The sequence below is a fragment of the Chitinophaga sp. sic0106 genome (assembly GCF_019219075.1).
Taxonomy (GTDB): Bacteria; Bacteroidota; Bacteroidia; order Chitinophagales; family Chitinophagaceae; genus Chitinophaga.
In genome coordinates this window covers 93,910-114,781 of sequence record NZ_JAHUWJ010000009.1, presented here as the reverse complement: position 1 = coordinate 114,781, position 20,872 = coordinate 93,910, and the positions used below count along the sequence as shown (strand labels likewise).

The window sequence follows — 20,872 nt, the reverse complement described above, 5'->3', positions numbered from 1 at the left end:
GTATTATAATTTACGTCTGAAAATTTTATACGGACCATTCACTACTTCAAACTTTTTCCGCTCTTTGCTGAACAACATGGATTCTTTCATACCCAGTGCCAGGTAGCCTCTTGTGGTCAGGCTGTCGTAAAACAGGGACACTACTTTTTCCTGCAGCGGGCGGTTAAAGTATATGAAAACATTCCGGCAGCATATTAGTTGAAACTCGTTAAATACCTGGTCTGTTACCAGGTTGTGCTGGAAGAAGATGATGTTTTTGCGCAACGATGGATGGATGATCGCATTATCGTACCGCGCAGTATAATAATCTGAAAAATCATTTCTTCCTCCCGACTGGATGTAGTTGTGGGTATAGTCTTTCATCCACTTCATGGGCACAATGCCGGTATTGGCCTTTTCGAGATTGGCAGCATTCATATCGGTGGCGTATAAACGACTGCGTTCCAGTAGTCCCGCCTCCTGGAGCAATATAGCCATGGAATAGACTTCTTCTCCGGTGGCGCAGCCAGCGTGCCATATTTTAATGATCGGATAGGTGGCCAGCCGGGGCAGCACTTCTTCTCTCAATAATTTATAAAACCCCGGATCACGGAACATTTCCGTCACATTCACGGTAATATACTCTACCATCCATTTGAAAAAAACGGGATCTGTTTGCAGCCGCGTTTTAAATTCCACCAGCGTTGCCACGCTGGCGTGGCCCATAAATCGTACAAATCTTCTCTTCAGTGATGACTTTGCGTAATCATTGAAGTCGTAGCCATACTGATGCTGGACGATATAGATCAGCTCCTGGAGTTCTGTATTACTGATTTCTTCTACCATATTTGATTTATGACAACCACACCCTGATCAGCGACAATAATTTACTACCATCCACGGGTTTGGTAATATAATCAGAAGCGCCTGCGTCTATTGATTTCTGCCGGTCGTCGGCCATTGCTTTGGCGGTGAGTGCGATAACCGGTAGTCGGGTAAATCTTTTATCCTGTCTTATTTGTTTCATGGCTTCGTAGCCGTTCATGCCCGGCATCATGATATCCATCAGTACAAGGTGGGTATCGGGGTGTTGCCGGAGTATGTCCAGGGCTTCCTGCCCATCTGAAGCTGCGAGCACACTTACACCTTGTGCTTCCAGCAGCGCGCTGATAGAAAACACATTGCGCATATCATCATCGGCCAGCAGAATGGTTTTGCCTTCCATGATATTTTCGGTGTCTTTCAGCTCTTTGAGTGTTTCCTCATTTTTCGGATCTACTTTTTCCAGCTTATACAAAAACAACTCCAATTCATCCAGCAGCCGGTCTGTTGCCAGGGCTGAACTACGTACGATGGCCGCTGCATGTTTTTTCAACTGCGCTTCCTCGTTGGGATTAATGTCTTTATCGAGGTAAGCAATTACCGGCGTTGCGGAATCAGCAGTTAAGGTAGCCAGCTCCTGCAATTCTGCTACAGCTGCATTGATATCTTCCCCTAATTCAACAATTACGCCATCATATTTTTGTGCTGCCAGAAATTTTTTGGCTGCATCAATATTGGCTGCCTGGTCGTACTGCGTTTCCAGGCGGCGTTCTTCCGTTTTGGAGCGGATGTGCGGATCTCCTGCCAGCGGCCCTGCTGCAATGATTAATACCTTTTTCAGGCGGGCGTGCAGCTGGGAATTGATATCCAGGAAAATCTTTTCCATGTCGGGCTGCTGCAGGGGCTTTTGCGTGTATCCGTTTACGTTAGTAGCTGTATGGGGAGATAATTCCCCGGCGGACACCACATGGACCAGTATATCCTTCAGGTCATCTGTGCTGCGGATGATCTGAAGGATGCTTTCTCCATCGATCACCGGCAGGTTCATATCCAGTATAATGGCGACCGGCCTGAATTTGCGGGCGAGGTACAGCCCCTCCTGTCCGTTATGGGCCACAATTGTTTTGAAGCCTTTGTTTCTGGACATTTCCTTCAGCAGGTCGGCGAACCATTTATCGTCTTCCACGATGAGGATAAGTTTATCGTGTTGGTTAACATCCCCCCGATCGTCTTCCGGCGTGGCCTCTGCCGGCATTTGTACCTGCACGACGGCAGGAATATGTTCTGCCTGAGTTTTAAAAGGCAGATTGGCTGGTTCCAGCGGGATACAGATGGTGAAGGTGCTTCCCTGCGGCGAGCTGCTTTCCAGTTGTATCTGGCCGTTCATCATTTTCATGAGGTAGCGGGAGATGGACAATCCGAGACCGGTACCGCCGAACTTGCGGCTGGTACTACTATCGGCCTGCTGGAAAGCCTCAAAGATCAGCTGTTGCTTGTCTTCCGGTATACCCATACCCGTATCAATCACGCTCACACATAGGTCGGTTCCTTTCACATACCATTCTACTTTTACCGTACCACGTTCCGGCGTGAATTTAAAGGCGTTGGACAACAAATTGCGGATCACCTGTTCGAGGCGCTGCTTATCTGTCGGTACCTTTTCGGGCACGTCCGCGCTGATGTTCTGTATAAAATGAATATTTTTCTGCTGCGCCACAATCCTGAACAGGTCATCGATATCATGCTGCATTTCCTTCACCCGCACCGGCTCTATATTAATATCAATTTTACCGGCTTCGATTTTCGACAGGTCGAGGATATCATTGATGAGTGTGAGCAGTTCCGAGCCGGAACGGTGAATGATAGTGGCGTATTCCTGTTGGCGGGTGGTGAGGTTATTATCCTTATTTTCTTCCAGCATTTTTGCCAGAATGAGTACACTGTTTAGGGGTGTACGCAATTCATGGGACATGTTGGCGAGGAAGTCGGACTTATAGCGGTTGCTGGATTCCAGCTCTGATGCTTTCACAGAAAGTGCTTCCCTGGCGGCTTCCAGCGCTTTGTTTTTAACGGTCATCTCCGCATTTACCTGGCGCAGCTCTTCTTCCTGCACCCGCAGTTCCTCTTCTGAAGCCTGCAATACTTCTGACTGCCGGCTAAGTTCTTCGTTACTCTGGCGGAGTTCTTCCTGTTGATTGATCAGTATCTCCTTATGTTCCTGTACTTGTTTAAGCAGTTCCATCACTTTATCACGGCTATTGGCGGCGTTGAGGGCCACTGCAATATCCTTGGCCTGTGTTTCCAGGAGTTCAAGTTGCACCGGGGTAGTTTTATGGAAAGATGCTAATTCTATTACTCCGGCAATTTCGCTGTCCATCCACAATGGCACCAGGATCAGTTGCACCGGGGTGGCTCCGCCGGTAGCAGAGCTAACTTTCCAGTAATCGGCCGGAATATTATCAATCACACTGATTTTCTTTTCCAGGGCGGCCTGGCCGGTGAGGCCTTCACCGGGCACAAGCATTTGGGGCATGCCGGCAGGTATGGCAACGCTGGCGGCTAAACGAAGGGAACCCTTTTCATCCGCCACGTAAAATGCGCCGGCTACATAGTTACCGTATTCTACCAATTCCTTTAAACATTTTTCAGAGAGGCATTGCACATCCAGAATCCCCTGCAGGCTGGTATTCATCTGGTCCATTCCTACCAGCTTCCAGTTGCGCTGGTTGGCCTGGTTATTCAATTCCACCACCTCATCCAGCTTGGTGTTGAGGATGTGTTGTGCCCGGAGGCGGCGTTTAAATTCCTTATAGGTGACTACGATGAGGATAAAACCAACCATCAAAATGAAGAAGTTATTCCAGATCAGCACTACCATTGATCTGTCAGCGGATTCTTCGTTTTCCTGCTCCCGCAACGCCAGCAAGCGTTGTTCCTCAGTTCGTATGTTAATAATGCTGTTACGGATGTTGTCCATCAACCCCACTTCACGACTGGTAATATCTTCGTTATCATTCAGTGTCTGTTTCCAGATACGGTGATCATTTTCATTCCAGAAGCTGAGCACCGCGTTGACGGAGTTTTCCAGGCTGTCCACCCGCCGCTGCTCGCTCAAATTATCAGCCACCATACTCCGCAACGTCAGTAGCGCCGGCCCAATTTTGGGCAGATTGATTTCATAGGGTTGCAGATATTTGCGCTGGAATGTGGCGCGAAATCCACGCCTGGATGCCTCCATATCTACCACCAACCGGTTTATCCGTTCCAGCTGATTTAATACTTTATAGGTATGCTGTACCCAGGCAGACTCCCGCTTTTGTTTCTGGAACGACCTCATCGTGAGGATTCCCCCCAGTACCACCAGAATCACGACCAGCGCAAAGCCGGTATACAATCGGTTTACCAATGAAAACTTCATAGTCTGACTAAAAAAATGTGATCGAAAAAAGCGGTTGAAATACCTGCAATCAATTTTATTCTATAATTTAGTTAAAAATATCAAAACTTGTTCATATTCAATGATTTTGACAAGTAATATTATCAAGTGTTTTCAAATATTTATTTGTTAACGACAAAACTAAAAACCAGTAATCATAGTATATATACGAAGATGGTGAATGTTCCGGCACTATTTTTTTGTAAATAATTATGCTGTGTCGTTGAAGATCGTTCCGGGCCCGGCCCGGTACTTTTTATAAATTCTATATCATTCTCTATTGAAATGCCAGCTCTCAAATAACCATGCTAATTTAAAAATTATTATAACCAATCGCTTTGAACAAGGGCCTGTATAGGTTGTTATAAGCGGACAAAAAGAGTCACAATGAATAGAATTTTGCTCGTAGAGGATGATGAAGTAATGCCAAAAATTATTGCACGTATTTTGCCGGAGCCTGAGTACCACGTGGATGTAGCCGTGAATGGCAAGGAGGCGATGCAGAAACTGGAAGACAACAACTATCAGTATGACCTCGTCATTACCGATATCATGATGCCTTATGCCAATGGTTTTGAAATCCTCAGTAAAGTAAAAACGCATAACCAGGAGCATCCGATACCGGTCATCATCGTTTCCAACGCCGGCAATGAAGACATGATTATGGAAGGCTTTAAGCTGGGGGTGGACGATTTCCTTAAAAAGCCAATAATCCCTGCTGAGCTTATTATCAGGGTTAAACGTTTATTAATGAAGAAATAAATTTACTATTGGAAACTACACTATCCGACATTCTGCAGGAAATCCGCTCTATATACTATTACGCACCGCTGGCTATAAAAATAGCGATCATCTTTATTTTCATAGCAGTGACTGCCACGGTATTGGCCTATCTCGTCATGTTGAGAAGTCGTTACCGCAATTTCCGCCAGAACCGGCTGTTGCGGAAAATGCTGCCCATCATGGACGACCTGCTGATCAATGAAATTATTACAAATCCGAATATCCCTCAGGATGTGGTGCCTTCAAAGGTGGCGCTGAACCTGGAGCCATTTGATGCCCTGCCGCTGCACCGCCGCTGGGCGCGCGAAATGCTGACTGCCCGTATTATTCACTACCGCAATAACGTATCGGGCAGTGCCGGCGACCTGTTGCGCAACCTTTACCTGCAGCTGGACCTGGACAAGGACGCCATGCGGAAGTTGAAGTCGCGCCACTGGAACCGTAAAGTAGAAGCGCTCACAGAGTTCACCCTGATGGACATGCCTATTTCGGACGTAACCATTCTGCCACTGGCCAATAGCCGTAACCGTGAGCTGAGGGCTGCCGCCAGACAGGCATACATCAAACTGAGTAAGAACGAACCGTTCAAGTTCTTCGATTCCGTTACTGACCCGCTACTCCCGTGGGACCAGGTGGAGCTCTTTCGCATTATCACCACCACCACAGATATCGCCATCCCCAATTTCGCACGGTGGATCACCTACTCTTCCAATAAGAGTGTGGTATCCTTCTGTATGAAGCTGGTGGTACATTTTAACCAGCTTGCTGCCGTGCCGGCTATTATCAGGCTGCTGGAAAACAGGGATCACGTGCTGCGTGCCGATGCCATCGAAGCATTGGGACGCTTGAAAATCGCGGAGGTGGAAGATAAGCTCGTACACCTGTATACCAGCCAGCCCTTGTTTTGCCAGATTGCGATCCTGAAGGCGCTGGGGCGCATCAGAAGCGGGCGGCATATCGACTTCCTGCGGAATGAATTCCTGCATTCTACCGACTTTGACCTGCGCAAAGCTGCCGCACGCGCCATTGTTAAAAATGAAGTGATGGCAAGAGGTGTGATTGACGAGCTGCTGAGCACCACCACCGGGGAAAACCTGCTCATCCTCAAACATTGTATGAACCCCTTAATCAAATATTGATGAGCAGTGTACAGGAAATATTAGGCGCATTTTACGACTCTTCCATTTTCGTGTATGGGTTAACGTTAATCATCGTATATGGCGTGCTGGCATTTCTTTCGATTATAGCCATCCGGCGTTACCTGAATGCAACGCAGCAGAGCCAGCTGGAAAGTCTGGTTACCTCGCCGCTGGCACCGGGTATATCCATTCTTGCCCCTGCCTATAACGAGGGGCTCACCATCATTGCCAACGTACGTTCCCTGCTCACGCTGAACTATCCGAAATTTGAAATTGTGCTGATCAACGACGGCAGTACAGACGATAGCCTGGAGCAACTGATACAGGAATTTGATATGGTGGCCGTAGATTTCGCCTACAATGAAAAAATAAGGACCAAGCCGGTTCGTAATATTTATAAATCACGCAACCTTGCTTACTCCAACCTGCTGGTGATTGATAAAGCCAACGGGAAAAGTAAGGCGGACGCGGTAAATGCAGGCATCAACGCCGCTGCATTCGATTACTTTGTATGTACGGATGTGGACTGCGTATTGCATAAAGACACCTTGCTGGAGCTGATCAAGCCGGTGATGCAGGATGGCGACAGAAGGGTGATCGCTATTGGCGCCACTTTACGCATTGCCAATTCCAGCGAGTTTGACGAAGGGGTGATGACGCGTATGCGCCCGCCAAAGGCCATGCTGCCAAGGTTCCAGGAGGTAGAGTATATCCGTTCCTTTGTGCTGGGAAAAATGGGCTGGAGCGCCATGAACTGTGTGCCTAACGTTTCTGGTGGTCTTGGGTTGTTTGACCGGGAAATAGTGATCAAAAGCGGAGGCTACGACCATAAATCCTTCGGAGAAGATATGGAGCTGCTCACGCGCATGTGTCGCTACTGCGAGGATAATAAAATCCGTTATGCCGTTCGCTACATCCCTAAAACTTTGTGTTGGACGGAGGGGCCTGCTTCTCTTCAGGTTTTTGGGAGACAAAGAACCCGCTGGGCAAGAGGACTCGCACAGCTGATGTTTGCACACAGGGGCGTGTTCCTGAATCCCCGCTATGGCAGATTGGGCCTGGTAGTATTCCCTTATAATTTCTTTTTTGAACTGCTGGCACCGCTGGTAGAAGCCTCCGGTGTGATTGTATACCTGTGGCTGGCATTTACCGGTAATGTGAACTGGCCATACGCCATACTCCTGCTCATTTTCGTATATACGTATGCGATAATGATCACCACTTTTTCGATACTATGGGATCAGCTGAGTTTCCATTATTATAAAACAGTAAAAGAAGTATTGTCCTTGTGCATCATGCCATTCCTGGAGTTTTTGCTGTATCATCCCCTGATTACCTTTTATTCCCTGAAGGGTTATTTCTTCTTCCTGACAAACAGGCGGAGCAGCTGGGGTAATATGCAGCGACAGGGTTTCAAGAAAGCAAAGACAACCACTTAATCCAATTATTGGTCAATGATCGGTATTATATTTGAAAATTTTGTGTTCGTATATGGCCTGGCCATGTTGTTCATCTACGCCCTGCTGGCGTTGCTGAGTAATATTGGGGTGCGCCTGTTTAAAAAACGCAGCCACTATACCGACTATTCCCTGCTGCTGGACTCGCCCCTTACACCGGGCATTTCCGTGATAGCGCCCGCTTTCAACGAAGGGGTTACCATCATTTCCAATGTACGTTCCCTGCTAACGTTGAACTATACACGCTTTGAAGTGATCATCATCAACGATGGCAGTACAGACGATACGTTGCAAAAGCTGATCGATGAGTTTCAGATGGTGGAGGTTGAATTTGCCTATAATGAGCGTATTATCACCAGGCCGGTTAGGAAGTTTTTTAAATCTACCAACAGCGCATACGACAAGCTGCTGGTGATTGACAAGGTAAATGGTAAAAGTAAGGCCGACGCCTCCAATGCGGGCATCAATGCGGCGGCCTTTGACTACTTCCTCTGTACGGATGTGGATTGTATTCTTGAAAAGGATACGTTATCACGCATGATACATCCATTTCTCAATGAATACCAAAATAAAACCAAAGAAGTAGGAGAACCTTGCCCGGAATGCGGCTACGTGCATATTGTGGAGGACAGCACGCGGGTGATTGCCTCCGGCGCCACCTTGCGTATTGCCAACTCCAGTGAAGTGGATGAAGGCGTGATGGTAAGGGTAAGGCCTCCATCCCGCTACCTGCCCAGGTTCCAGGAAATGGAGTATATACGTGCCTACGTGCTTGGTAAAATGGGCTGGAGTATGATCAACTCCGTACCCAATGTTTCCGGCGGGCTGGGTTTATTTGATAAGGAGATAGCGATTAAAGCGGGAGGATATGACCACCAGTCTTTTGCAGAGGACATGGACATCGTAACGCGCATGTGCGGCTATATGCTGGACAACCACATGAAATATGCGATCCGCTATATTCCTACCACCCAATGCTGGACCGAAGGGCCTCCAAACCTCAAGGTATTCAGCAGGCAGCGTACCCGCTGGGGACGCGGGCTGGCGGAAATTATTACCATACACCGGCGCCTGCTGTTTAATCCGCGTTATAAGCAACTCGGAATGGTGGTATTGCCCTATAACCTGTTGTTCGAATTCCTGGCCCCTATTATTGAAGCGCTGGGGTTAGTGTCCATCGTATGGCTGGTACTTACAGGGCAGATCAACTGGCCATATGCGAGGATACTGCTGTTATTTGTGTACCTGTATTCCGTGATGATCACCACCCTGGCTTTGTGCTGGGATCAGCTCACTTATCCTTATTACAAAACGACAAAGGAGGTGTTCGGGCTTACGCTGATGGCGTTCCTGGAGCCTTTTATATATCATCCGCTGATTGTTTTTTATGCCCTGCGCGGATACTGGTTCTTCCTGATCGGAAAGAAAACCAGCTGGGGAAATATGCAACGACAAGGCTTTGCGCCGAAAAAACCAAATTAATGCTATACAGATTTATCATACCGATATTGTTAGTGTGCTTCGCTATCGAAGCGCAGGGACAAATTATTAATCTCAGGAAACGGAAGAACAAATCAGAAGAATATTACAACCAGGCAGTAGCTGAAACCAAACAGCAACATTATGCTAAAGCCATCGAACTATCGAAAAAAGCGTTGGCAGACGAACCGGACTTTATTGATCAGGAACTGCTGCTGGCAAGGTTATACATGCTTACAAAGCAATATGATCTCTCCAGGAAATATATAAAACAGGTACTCGATAAAAATCCTAAATATAAGGATGCCTATTACTATGGCATTAATGTGGAAACTACTACTGGCAGGTATGCGGAGGCAGAGTGTTTTGTAGATGAGGCGCTGCTGAACTTCCCCGGCAGTAAGGAATTTAAAATCAAAAAGATCAATATACTGGATGCACAAGGCAAGTTACGCCGCGCGGACGGCTATGCCGAAGAGCTGATGGACAACTTTCCTGAAGATACTGTTGTTCGCCGGGCCTACATAGATCATTACCTGGAAGCAGGCTACTATCACCAAAAAAATGGGAACTATACTTTAGCCCGCACTAATTTCGATAGAGTGCTGGCGGTGGACCCCAATAACAAAGACGCCCGGGAAGCCACACTGGGAGCGGAACTCAATGGAGGTAACCGCTCTGCAGCCATGGCCATCATTGACCAGGAGCTGGCAAAGCAACCCAATAATTATGAGTTGTTGATGAAGAAGCTGGGGCTGCTTCAGGAAACGCACCAATACGCGGAAGCGATCAGCGTACTGCAACAGATCTACCGGAAATACCCCAACGATGCAAAAGCAAGAAGTATAGAAAATACGCTGCGTATGGAAGCCGCAGCCTATTACACCAATACAGATCCTTATATGCTGTACCTGTCGGTGCTGGAAAAAAATCCGGGCAACAGGGAAGCACTGGACAAAGTAATTGGCTACGCCATGACCAGGGGCGCTTATATAGAAGCCCTGACATGGATCAATCGCGGATTGCGTGCCACCCCGAATGACAGTCGCCTGCTGGGCCTGAAACTGGATGTGCTGGAAGCCGATCATAAATATGGCGCAGCAGCAGCCATCGCTGAAATCCTTTACCAGCGCGCCCCTACAGCGGATCTTACCGAACGGCTTACTGATTTACAGTTGCGCTCCGGCAGAGAATACCTGAAAGAGGAACAATATGACCTGGCACTGGCAGCTTTTCAGTCGGGACTAAAAATATCTCCTAAAGACACCAACTTATTATCCCTCGTCGCCAATACCTACCTGTTGATGAAGGATAACAAAGGGGCGCTGAAAGCAGTGGATAATGCCCTCGCCTACTATCCGGACAATGAGAAGTACTTAATACGCAAAGCAGCTATCCTGGAGGCTTCGGGGCAGTATGAGGAAGCGGCACAACTGCTGGGCAGGTTGAGTGCCAGGCATCCTGGTGATGAAGGATTTAAGAGTACACTGGTGGATTTACGACTCAGTATGGGCCGTAACCTGATGCGTGCAGAAGAGTTTGAAGCAGCTAAGCAACAGTTTGCAGCATTGCTGGAAGCGCAGCCGGACAACCGCGATGCATTGGATTATATGATCAACATGCAAAGCGCTACCGGCAAGGCTGACAGCGCGGTTTATTATGCCGACAATGCCCTGGCATATTATCCCAACGATAAAGATATTTTATTGAAAAAAGCCGGAGCATTGCAGCAACTAGGCCGCAACAACGAGGCAGCGGCGATTACAGCCGGTTTAATGGCCCGTTATCCTTACACCGTGAAGTACCGGGACGCCTATACGACGTCGTTGCTGGCAGCTGCCAGTGATTACCAGAAAGCGCAGCAGGCAGACAGTGCGCTGCAAATGTTTGAGCAGGTACTGGCATTGAATCCGAAGGATTCGCTGGCATTGCAGAGCAGTATTAATTTGCTCAATGCGCAGCAGCGGTACGATAGTGCGCTGGTATACGTCAATGAGGGATTGCGGTACTATCCGGATAATGAAGGCTTGCTGCTGAAGCGGGCAGTAACACTGGAGAACAAAAAAGACTTTACCGGCGCTGCGCTGGCTGCCGATACGCTGGCACGCAAATATCCAACTGCGGCTAATAAAGATTATTACGATCTGCTGCACAGCAAAACACTGCGCAACCAGTTTGCGTTGTACTACCTGAATAGCAGCTACGATTATACGTCTAACAAATACAATATTGCGACCGTAGAATATCGCCGGTTTATGAAACGCGGCGGGTCGTATGCTTTCCGGCTGGATTACGCCGGACGCCAGAATGGCAACGGGTTACAGGCCGAAGCGGAAATGTATTATGTGCACAATCCAAAGCTGTATAGTTATGGGTTGCTGACTTATTCAAATAAAGTAGTGTTTCCGCAGCTGCGGGCTTCCTACTCTCTTTTCAAAACTTTCGGAAAGGACATAGAGGGAGAGCTGGGTGCACGCTACCTGAGCCTGGACAGCATTACCAGCGTTTCAGGTGTGGTAAGTATTGCCAAACCATTTGGTGATTTCTGGGTGAATTTCAGGGCTTATGTGATCAGTGAGGAGTCGGATATGTATACTTCCTTTAACCTTACCACACGATATTATACGGATGCCAAACGCCAGGACTTTGTGTCGGTGATTGCGGGCCTGGGTACATCTCCGGATGACCGCAGCCGTTTGATCAATTTGCCGCAGTTATCCGGCTTGCTGACGCATAGTGTGGCAGCAGGGTATCAGAAGGTGATCAAATACAGGACTACCCTGGGATTATATGGCACCTGGATCAACTCTAAAGTAGCAGATAACCAATATAATAACCAGTATGATATTTACCTGGTGTTTATGCGCAAATTCTAACTGATGTATACAATGAGCAGTTTATTCCTTTCTGTGATGATGATGGTGAGTACAGGTTGTAGCAGCAACAGCGGCGACCTGCCGCTGGTAGCGGCGGGGAAAAGTGCGTATACGATTGTAACGCCTGTGAGTCCTACTAAGGCGGAGCGCAAAGCGGCGGGGATTGTGCAGGATTATATCCGGCAGGTATCCGGTGCAAAGCTGCCGATTGTAACGGAGGGCAGTTATGACGGCAAACAAGCGATCTATGTTGGCAACACCAAAAATATGGCTGGTCCTGCCCGCATCAAAGATGACGGATATTACACAGGGGTGGCGGAGCAGTCGCTCTACATCCGTGGTGGCAGCGGTAAGGGCGTGGTATATGGCGCTTATCATTTTGTAACTGCGTATATGCATTGCCGTAAGTTGCCGGGTGTATCGCCTGTGGTACCTGCCAGCAAAGACATAAAAGTTCCTTCCGGCATGCAGGATGTGAGCGAGCCGGATTTTATTTACAGAGAGAGTTATTATCCCGCGTCGGCGGATCCGCTGTACCTGGAATGGCATGGGTTACAGCGCTTTGAGGATCTGTGGGGGTTATGGGGGCATTCTTATTTTAAGCTATTGCCACCGAAAACCTATTTTGCTGCGCATCCGGAATACTACGCTATGGTTAACGGGAAGCGCCAGCCTTTGCAATTATGCCTCAGTAATGAGGACGTATATCAGCTCACGGTCGCTTATTTTAAAAAGGCGATAGCGGATAATCCGGATGCACTATATTGGTCCATTTCCCCTGAAGATGGCCCTGGTGGCTGTACCTGCGACCAGTGTAAAAAAGCGGATGCGGAGGATGGGAGTCAGGCTGGTTCGCTGATACGATTTGTAAACCGGGTGGCGGCGGCCTTTCCGGAGCAACGGTTTACTACACTGGCTTATGGCTATACGAGCAAGGCGCCAGGCAAAACAAAGCCGGCCGCCAATGTGTATGTGTTGCTAAGTACCATTGATGCGTACCGGCAAACGCCATTATCGGAAGCGCCATCAGCAGCGGGTTTCCGTAAAAATCTCGAAGCCTGGGAAAAGATAGGTACTCATTTATTCATCTGGGATTATACCACGCAGTTTACCAATTACCTCTGTCCTTTTCCGGACTATAATAACCTGGCAGCTAACCTGCGCTACTTTGCCGCACATGGCGTGCAGGGAGTGTTTAGCCAGGGCAGCGGGGATACGTACGGTGATATGGCCGAATACAACAGTTACCTGCAGGCTGCCTTGCTATGGGACACCAAAGCAGATGCGGCGGCGGTAACAGCAGATTTTATGAACAGCTATTACAAAGCTGCGGGTGGGCCTATGCGGCAATATGTGCAGGCATTAACGGATGCGGTGAAGTCTGCCAACGCAGTGCTGGATATTTACGGCAGTCCGATTTACAGTGGCAGGGATTACCTCTCTCCTGCCAACCTGGATAAATTTTCCGGGTTACTGGACCAGGCGGAGGCGGCAGTGGAGCGGGATACGGCTGCGCTGCGGCGGGTGTACCGGGCCATGTTACCGCTGGAGTATACCGTTTTGCAGCAAGCGCGGGTATATGGTACCGAAAAATTTGGCTACCTCGTTCCGGGTAACGGTAATGGCTATACGGTGAATCCGAAATGGCCGGCAAGGGTACAGCGGTTCACTGCGCAGGCAAAGGCAGCGGGTGTAACCGAGCTGTCGGAAGGTGGGTTGTCGCCCGAGGCATATCAACAACAATGGCAGGCACTGATGCAGCGGCCCTGGGTGGGCGGGCTGGCGTTCCGTGCGCCGGTAACCCTGGCGAATCCTTACACGCCGGAATATACCCCCATGAAGGAAAAGACGCTGACCGACGGGCTCACCGGCGATAAAGATTTCAGCTATAACTGGTTGTTTACTTATGGGAAAGATATGATCGCCACCATCGACCTGGGCGGTAGTAAACCAGTACGTAGCGTGCAGCTGAATTTCCTCCAGGATGCGCGGCACAATATCTTCTTACCTGTAAAAGTTGTTATAGAAATTTCGGAAGACGGTAAGGCCTATACGAAAATTGGCGAGAAACCGGGCGGGATACCCGCGGAGGAAGATTACACGACGGCTATTCAACATTACCAGTTTGATCATAACAGTAAAGCTGCCCGGTATATCAGGGTTACGGCAGTTTGTGCGCCTAAGATGCCGGACTGGCGGGCATTGCCGAATAAATTGCCAGCTGTTTGCTGTGATGAGGTGGTGGTGCTGTAGAGCCGCCATGCTGGCGGCTCATCGGGTAAATATCCGCTTACATCCCCACTTTATACTCATTTTGCTGCCGGTTTTAAGCGGATAGCCGCAAGCATTGCGGCTCTACACGGGTCAAAATAGCACCATTTTTCATAAAGGCATACGGTGGCCAGCAAAATCATCACATACCGGTCTCCCCGTTATTACAGCCTTGTGAACGCAGCTCCCACAATCCCCTGACATTCAAATCTTTCAAAAAAAACTGAAAATTAATTTGGATTTAATAAACAGTGTTCATTATATTTGCACCGTAAATATTTTCAATGGGCATTACAGAAAGAAAAGAGAGAGAGAAGGCAGAAATGCGGCGACGTATTGTGGATGCAGCAATAGATATGTTCGTAGCGGAAGGATATGAAAAGGTATCTATCCGGAACATAGCTGACAAAATAGAATATAGCCCGGCCACTATTTATCTTTACTACAAAGATAAGGATGAATTACTGTATGATGTACAGGCCGAAGCATTTCAACGCCTGGCGGACCACTTCAGAACCCACGTAGTGTCTGAAGATCCACTGGAGAGGCTGCATCAGCTGGTGATGTCCTACCTGGATTTTGCCCGTGAATATGAAGAACTGTATGACCTGATGTTCATCATCAAAGCACCGATGAACACCGTGGAAAATGAGGACAAATGGGATAATGGCGAAGATGCCTTCGGCCAACTCCGGGATACTGTAGGCGCCTGCGTGGAAAAAGGACTGATCCGGTTCACGGACCATATGATAGCTACCTTAAGCGTATGGGCCTTTGCACACGGATTTATCAGCCTCAACCTGCGATGTCGCATCAATATCGCCGAACTAAATGAGGAAAACATTCCCATTATCATGCGACAATCGGTCCAGCACTACCTTGACACCATCAAAGTATAGTAAAAAGCCTCCGGGCTTTTTTTAAAGACCAGTATTAAACATTGTTCAGTATATCAACAACGATAACAATAATAACTATAGCCACCATGGCTATTTTTTTTAACAACATTAATAAACACTGTTTATAATGTCAACATTAATAACAAAAGGAGCATTGTTAATAAGCGCTATTATCGCCACTTTCAGCGCAAACGCCCAACAATCGGTGCTGGACGGCTACGTTCAGGAAGCCTTTCAATCCAACAAAGGACTGAAAGACCAATACATTCAGCTCGACAAATCGCTGTATGCACTCAAGGAAGCGAAAACCCTCTTTAGTCCGGATGTATCCCTGCTCAGCAGCTACGTGAAATCAGGCGGCGGCAGAACGATAGACCTGCCACTGGGCGACATGATGAACCCGGTGTACTCCACCCTGAACCAGCTAACGAACAGTCACAACTTCTCAACGCTTAGCAACGAAAAATTTCAGCTGAACCCCGACAACTTCCTGGACACAAAACTCCGCACCAGCATGCCACTGATCAACGCGGAAATATATTACAACCAGCAGATCAAACAGGAACAACTCAGTCAGCAACAAGCGGCAGTAAATGTGTTCAAACGCCAGCTGGTACAAGATGTTAAAGCGGCCTACTTTCAATACTACCAGGCCTGCCAGGCCGTAGCCATCTACCACAGCGCCTTATCACTGATCAACGAAAACATCCGCATCAACGAAAGTCTGGTCCGCAACGGCGTACGTAACAACACCGCCCTGTACCGCTCCCGCACAGAAAAAGAAAAAACAGAAGCCTCCATCAATGAGGCCACCAACACCAGGGAAAATGCAAAAGCTTATTTCAACTTCCTGCTGAACAAAAATTTGCAGGATAGCATTCAGCTCGACAGCAACCTGTTGGAAGTACCGGCAGCACAGGTGTACAGCGCGGATATCAATGGTCGTGAAGAACTGCAGCAATACAAACACGCCGTGAGCGCCTTGCAGCTCAACACCAAACTGCAACGCAGCTATCTCGTCCCCAAACTCAATACCTTCCTGGATCTCGGAACACAGGGCGCACCGGAGCGCTTTGATAATACCACCCGCTACTACTTCTTTGGAGTGAACCTGGAATGGAACATTTTCAATTTTCATAAAAGCCGCTACCGCATCAAACAGGCCGAAACCAGCATGCAGTCCGTATCCATGATGGCCTCACAAACAGAAGACCAGCTGCGGCTACAACTGCAACAGGCCCGTAACACCTATGGCACGGCTATACGTAATTACAGCAGCGCTAAAAGTCAACTCGACTTTGCCGAGCGTTACTACCGCGACCAGCTCAAAATTTATAAGGAAGGGCAACTACTGTACCTGGAACTGCTGGATGCACAAAACCAGCTGACACAGGCCAGACTGCAAACTTCTGTTACCCAGGCCGCCGTACAAACCGCCTTCGCCGGTGTAGAAAGAGCACAGGCATCTTACCCGATCAATAACAACAAATAATAAATCGAACTCCCATGAAACAATTTCCCATCGCTATAGCTTTATCCGCACTGCTGGCCGCCTGTGGCAGCAAACAAGTGACCACGCAGCAGGACAGCACCAACATCATCCCGGTGAAAACAATGGCCCTGCAACAACACGGAGGAACGCAAACCATTCACGCTTCCGGGCAGTTCACCACAGACGATGAGGTATATCTCTCCTTTAAAACAGGTGGTATCATCAACAGCATCCTGGTGAAAGAAGGAGATCCCGTGCGCCGCGGACAACTACTGGCCACACTCAATCTCACAGAGGTAAATGCACAGGTGCAACAGGCCTCCCTCGCTTTTGAAAAAGCACAGCGCGATTATCAGCGGGCCAACAACCTGTATAAAGACAGTGTAGCCACACTGGAGCAGCTGCAAAACAGCAAAACCGCGCTGGACCTGGCACAGCAACAACTTGCATCTGCAAAATTCAATCTCTCCTACTCTGCCATACACGCCACACAGGATGGCTACGTACTGCATAAACTCGCCAATACCGGGCAGGTGATTAGTCCGGGTACACCCGTATTGCAAATCAACGGAGCACAAAACGCCCATTGGATACTACGTATAGGCGTAAGCGATGCCGAGTGGGCCAGCGTTAAAAAAGGCGACAAAGCCAGCATTGAAACAGAATCGGCAAAAGGCAATACACTACCGGCCACGGTTATACGTAAATCCGAAGGCGTAGACCCACAGAGCGGCACTTTCACCATTGATGTACAGCTCACCGGCGCCAAACCCACCGCCATAGCGGCAGGTATGTTTGGCAGATGCACCATACAAACAGCTGCCGCCGATACCTCCGGCCTCTGGCGCATACCCTACGCCGCCCTACTGGATGGCAACGGCAGCAGCGGATTTGTATTTGTCACCAACGATAACAAAACCGCACATAAAGTACCGGTAACAGTAGCCGGTATGGAAAAAGACCAGGTGCTTATCAGCGGCGGCATTGAAACAGCAGCTAAACTGATCATTTCCGGCAGCGCGTATCTCAAAGATCAATCACCCATCCGCATCATCCAATAATCCGACACATGAAAATCTCTAAATACGCCGTAAAAAATTATCAGTTCACGCTGGTGATATTCATCATGATCATAGTGCTTGGCATCAGCACCATCATGAATATGTCGCGCTCCGAAGACCCGGAAATGAAATCCCCGCAATTCTCTGTGGTAGTGATTTACCCCGGTACGAGCCCGAAAGACATGGAAGACCTGGTAGTAGACCCGCTGGAAAAAAACATCTACAGCCTGGAAAACATCAAACGCCTCCGCACCACTATCAACGATGGGGTGGCTATTTTGCAGGTAGATTACAAATACAGCTCGGACGTAGAACAGAAATACCAGGAGCTGGTGCGTGAGGTAAACAGCATGCGCAGCCAGTTGCCGGCAGATATCTTTAGTATAGAAGTAAAAAAACAGGAACCCTCAGACGTAAACATCCTGCAAACTGCCCTGATTTCAGAGAACGCCTCCCGCGATCAGCTGCGCTTTTATGCGGACAAGCTGCAGGAAAACCTGGAAAAAGTACCAGCGCTGAAGAACGTTAAAATTCATGGCTTACCGGATCAGCAGGTGCGCATAGAATTACAACTGGATAAAATGGCACAGCTGCACATCCCTGTGGACGCCGTGATGGGAGCCGTACAGAGCGAGATGGCCAACATACCCGGCGGCAGTATTGACGCCGGTGAAAAAAGCTTCAACATAAAAACCAGTGGTAACTACAATGACCTGAAAGAAATTGAAAACACCATTGTAGCCGCTGCCAACGGCAAAAATATCTTCCTGAAAGATATTTCCCGTGTATACTATGGCTTCGATGATGAAAAATATTTTGTGCGCTTAAACGGGCATCGCAGCGTGGTAGTTTCCGCCGCACAAAAAACCGGCGAGAACATCAGCAAAACTAAACTGGACTATGAACCGGTGATTGCTGCCTTCAAAAAAACACTGCCGGCCAATATTGATTTAGTCACTTACTTCAACCAGGCAGACGCCGTAAACTCCCGCCTGGCCGGACTTGGAAAGGATTTTCTGATAGCGATCCTGCTGGTAGCGATTACCTTGTTGCCACTGGGCCAGCGGCCAGCCATGATTGTGATGATTTCCATTCCGCTGTCCCTGAGCATTGGCATTGTGCTGCTGCAACTCTTTGGCTACAACCTGAATCAGCTCAGCATCGTAGGTTTGGTGGTGGCATTAGGACTGCTGGTTGATGACAGCATTGTGGTAATTGAAAATATTGAGCGCTGGATGCTGGAAGGACATAGTCGCATGGAAGCCACGCTGAAAGCCACTTCACAGATAGGGCTAGCTGTAGTTGGTTGCACCGCCGCGCTCATCATCGCTTTTATGCCGATCGTATTCATGCCGGAAGGCGCCGGCGATTTTATCCGCGGATTACCGCTGGCGGTGATTTTCAGCGTACTGGCTTCCATGGCGGTGTCGCTTACCATCATTCCATTTCTGGCAAGCAGGCTGTTAAAACAACATGCAAATCCGGAAGGCAATATTTTCATGCGTGCGCTGAAAAGGATGATCCATGGCAGTTATGCGCGACTGCTCGACAAAGCGCTGCATCGTCCGGTGCTAACGGTGATCGTATCACTGGTGATTTTTGCAGGGTCCATAGGTGTATTGCAGGTAGTAGGTTTCAGCCTGTTCCCTTCTTCTGAAAAACCGCAATTCCTGGTAAACGTAATAGCCCCGCCGCAAAGCAGTCTGGCCTACACCGACAGTATTGCACAACAGCTGGAAGGTGTGCTGAATAAGGAAAGCGCCGTGAAATATGTAGCCAGCAACATCGGAAAAGGTAACCCGCGAATTTATTACAATGAAGTTCCTGAGAATGAGCGCAGCGATTATGCCCAGCTGTTTGTGCAGCTGGACCCGCATACCAGTCCTGCCGCCAAGCTGGAACTGATCGAAAAGCTCCGCCATCAGTGGACACCTTTTGCAGGCGCTAAAATAGAAGTGAAAAACTTTGAACAAGGGCCACCGATGGCAGCACCGGTAGAGGTAAGAGTTTCCGGTGATAACCTGGACACCCTGCGTACACTTGCTGAGCAGGTAGAGAAGATGCTGGAAAAAACTAACGGCACCCTTTACATCAACAACCAGGTAACGCATCTGAAATCCGACATCCGGGTGAAGATCAACCGGGAAAAAGCGCAGCAGTTGGGCATTCCAACCGCGAGCATCGACAGAACCGTGCGATTGGCAGTAGCTGGTATTAACCTGGGGCGCTACAATGATAAGAACGATAATGACTACGATATTTTACTGACGAGAGAAAAAACGGGCAAGCCTACACTGGATGTGTTCCGGGACCTGTTTGTCAACAATAACCAGGGTGTGGCCATTCCACTGTCGCAGGTAGCCACACTGCAAATGGAAACCTCTCCCCTCGTGATCCGCCATCATGAAAAGAACAGGATGGTGGTGATCACGGCCTTTGTGAAAAAGGGTATGCTGGCTGATAAGGTAATCAATGACGTAATTGGCCAGATGGATAAAATGCGGCTGCCGGCGGGTTACAGCTATGAGATGGGTGGAGAAGTGGAGAGCCGAAAGGATTCCTTTGGGGGATTTCTGACGATTATCATAGTGACGGTATTCATGTTTGTGGCTGTGCTCATCCTGGAATTCAAAACCTTCAAAAGCACACTGATAGTGCTTTCCGTGATACCGCTGGGTATAGTGGGCGCAGCGTTGGGATTGTGGATTACCGGCAACTCCCTGTCGTTTGTAGCCATCATCGGGCTGATTGCTTTGGCTGGCATTGAGGTAAAGAATACGATCCTGCTGGTGGACTTTACCAACCAGCTGCGCAAACAGGGGCATAGTCTCGAGTCCGCGATACGTGAGGCCGGGGAGGTACGTTTTCTCCCTATTGTGCTCACCTCGTTAACAGCTATTGGCGGCCTGATTCCTATTGCGGTGAGCACCAATCCGCTGATTGCTCCGCTGGCGATTGTGCTGATAGGTGGTTTGATCAGTTCTACGTTGTTGTCGCGCATTGTGACGCCGGTGGTATACAAGCTGATTCCGCCTAAAATTGAAGTGGATACTGCTGCGAACAAACAGCAGGCGGCGCCAAGGATGATGGAATTGGAAGAAGTGTAAATAATTGGAAATTATCAGGGAATATGTACATTTACAGATAATTGGCACATCACCAAATTCCTTGAAAATTA

The 20,872-nt window shown here is 48.5% G+C and carries 12 protein-coding genes; 10 read left to right on the top strand and 2 right to left on the bottom strand.

The features are described 5' to 3' along the window. Nucleotides 1-3: 3 nt before the first annotated feature. Both KW844_RS15245 and KW844_RS15240 read right to left on the bottom strand, forming a co-directional pair. Complete coding sequence (locus tag KW844_RS15245; protein ID WP_218377651.1) at nucleotides 4-825, bottom strand: protein-glutamate O-methyltransferase CheR; 822 nt, start codon at nucleotides 823-825, stop codon at nucleotides 4-6. Between the two features lie 7 nt (nucleotides 826-832). Beyond that, on the bottom strand, nucleotides 833-4,219 hold the full coding sequence (locus KW844_RS15240; RefSeq protein WP_218377650.1) for a response regulator: 3,387 nt from the start codon (nucleotides 4,217-4,219) through the stop codon (nucleotides 833-835). A 405-nt stretch (nucleotides 4,220-4,624) separates the two neighbouring features. Here KW844_RS15240 and KW844_RS15235 point away from each other — a divergent pair, with 405 nt between their 5' ends. The 10 genes from KW844_RS15235 (at nucleotide 4,625) to KW844_RS15190 (ending at nucleotide 20,801) form a co-directional block, all read left to right on the top strand. Continuing rightward, the gene (locus KW844_RS15235) at nucleotides 4,625-4,999 is read left to right on the top strand and encodes a PleD family two-component system response regulator (RefSeq protein WP_218377649.1); all 375 of its coding nucleotides are present in this window, start codon (nucleotides 4,625-4,627) and stop codon (nucleotides 4,997-4,999) included. Nucleotides 5,000-5,007: 8 nt separating this feature from the next. Beyond that, entirely contained in the window at nucleotides 5,008-6,159 is a 1,152-nt protein-coding gene (locus KW844_RS15230; protein ID WP_218377648.1) for a HEAT repeat domain-containing protein, read from the top strand. Further along, nucleotides 6,159-7,598: a glycosyltransferase gene (locus tag KW844_RS15225; RefSeq protein WP_255578472.1), complete on the top strand. Its 1,440-nt coding sequence runs from the start codon at nucleotides 6,159-6,161 to the stop codon at nucleotides 7,596-7,598. Before KW844_RS15230 ends, KW844_RS15225 begins: the two co-directional genes overlap by 1 nt. Nucleotides 7,599-7,613: 15 nt before the next feature. Next, nucleotides 7,614-9,098 carry a glycosyltransferase gene (locus KW844_RS15220; RefSeq protein WP_218377646.1) on the top strand — a complete coding sequence of 495 codons (1,485 nt, stop codon included), beginning with the start codon at nucleotides 7,614-7,616 and terminating at the stop codon, nucleotides 9,096-9,098. After that, on the top strand, nucleotides 9,098-11,971 hold the full coding sequence (locus KW844_RS15215) for a tetratricopeptide repeat protein (protein ID WP_218377645.1): 2,874 nt from the start codon (nucleotides 9,098-9,100) through the stop codon (nucleotides 11,969-11,971). Before KW844_RS15220 ends, KW844_RS15215 begins: the two co-directional genes overlap by 1 nt. A gap of 12 nt (nucleotides 11,972-11,983) precedes the next feature. After that, nucleotides 11,984-14,224, top strand: a complete 2,241-nt coding sequence (locus KW844_RS15210; protein ID WP_218377644.1) for a DUF4838 domain-containing protein — start codon at nucleotides 11,984-11,986, stop codon at nucleotides 14,222-14,224. 302 nt (nucleotides 14,225-14,526) lie between these two features. Continuing rightward, nucleotides 14,527-15,141 carry a TetR/AcrR family transcriptional regulator gene (locus KW844_RS15205; protein WP_218377643.1) on the top strand — a complete coding sequence of 205 codons (615 nt, stop codon included), beginning with the start codon at nucleotides 14,527-14,529 and terminating at the stop codon, nucleotides 15,139-15,141. 127 nt (nucleotides 15,142-15,268) lie between these two features. Then, nucleotides 15,269-16,633, top strand: a complete 1,365-nt coding sequence (locus tag KW844_RS15200) for a TolC family protein (RefSeq protein ID WP_218377642.1) — start codon at nucleotides 15,269-15,271, stop codon at nucleotides 16,631-16,633. Nucleotides 16,634-16,647: 14 nt separating this feature from the next. Then, nucleotides 16,648-17,694, top strand: a complete 1,047-nt coding sequence (locus KW844_RS15195; protein ID WP_218377641.1) for an efflux RND transporter periplasmic adaptor subunit — start codon at nucleotides 16,648-16,650, stop codon at nucleotides 17,692-17,694. A gap of 8 nt (nucleotides 17,695-17,702) precedes the next feature. Continuing rightward, a complete protein-coding gene (locus KW844_RS15190; RefSeq protein ID WP_218377640.1) occupies nucleotides 17,703-20,801 on the top strand; it encodes an efflux RND transporter permease subunit in 3,099 nt (1,032 codons plus the stop codon). Nucleotides 20,802-20,872 lie beyond the last annotated feature (71 nt).

Coding starts and splice junctions, on each gene's coding strand:
- KW844_RS15235 (WP_218377649.1), top strand. CDS start 4,625: ATGAATAGAATTTTGCTCGTAGAGGATGATGAAGTAATGCCAAAAATT.
- KW844_RS15225 (WP_255578472.1), top strand. CDS start 6,159: ATGAGCAGTGTACAGGAAATATTAGGCGCATTTTACGACTCTTCCATT.
- KW844_RS15215 (WP_218377645.1), top strand. CDS start 9,098: ATGCTATACAGATTTATCATACCGATATTGTTAGTGTGCTTCGCTATC.
- KW844_RS15200 (WP_218377642.1), top strand. CDS start 15,269: ATGTCAACATTAATAACAAAAGGAGCATTGTTAATAAGCGCTATTATC.
- KW844_RS15240 (WP_218377650.1), bottom strand. CDS start 4,219: ATGAAGTTTTCATTGGTAAACCGATTGTATACCGGCTTTGCGCTGGTC.
- KW844_RS15190 (WP_218377640.1), top strand. CDS start 17,703: ATGAAAATCTCTAAATACGCCGTAAAAAATTATCAGTTCACGCTGGTG.
- KW844_RS15205 (WP_218377643.1), top strand. CDS start 14,527: ATGGGCATTACAGAAAGAAAAGAGAGAGAGAAGGCAGAAATGCGGCGA.
- KW844_RS15245 (WP_218377651.1), bottom strand. CDS start 825: ATGGTAGAAGAAATCAGTAATACAGAACTCCAGGAGCTGATCTATATC.
- KW844_RS15220 (WP_218377646.1), top strand. CDS start 7,614: ATGATCGGTATTATATTTGAAAATTTTGTGTTCGTATATGGCCTGGCC.
- KW844_RS15195 (WP_218377641.1), top strand. CDS start 16,648: ATGAAACAATTTCCCATCGCTATAGCTTTATCCGCACTGCTGGCCGCC.
- KW844_RS15210 (WP_218377644.1), top strand. CDS start 11,984: ATGAGCAGTTTATTCCTTTCTGTGATGATGATGGTGAGTACAGGTTGT.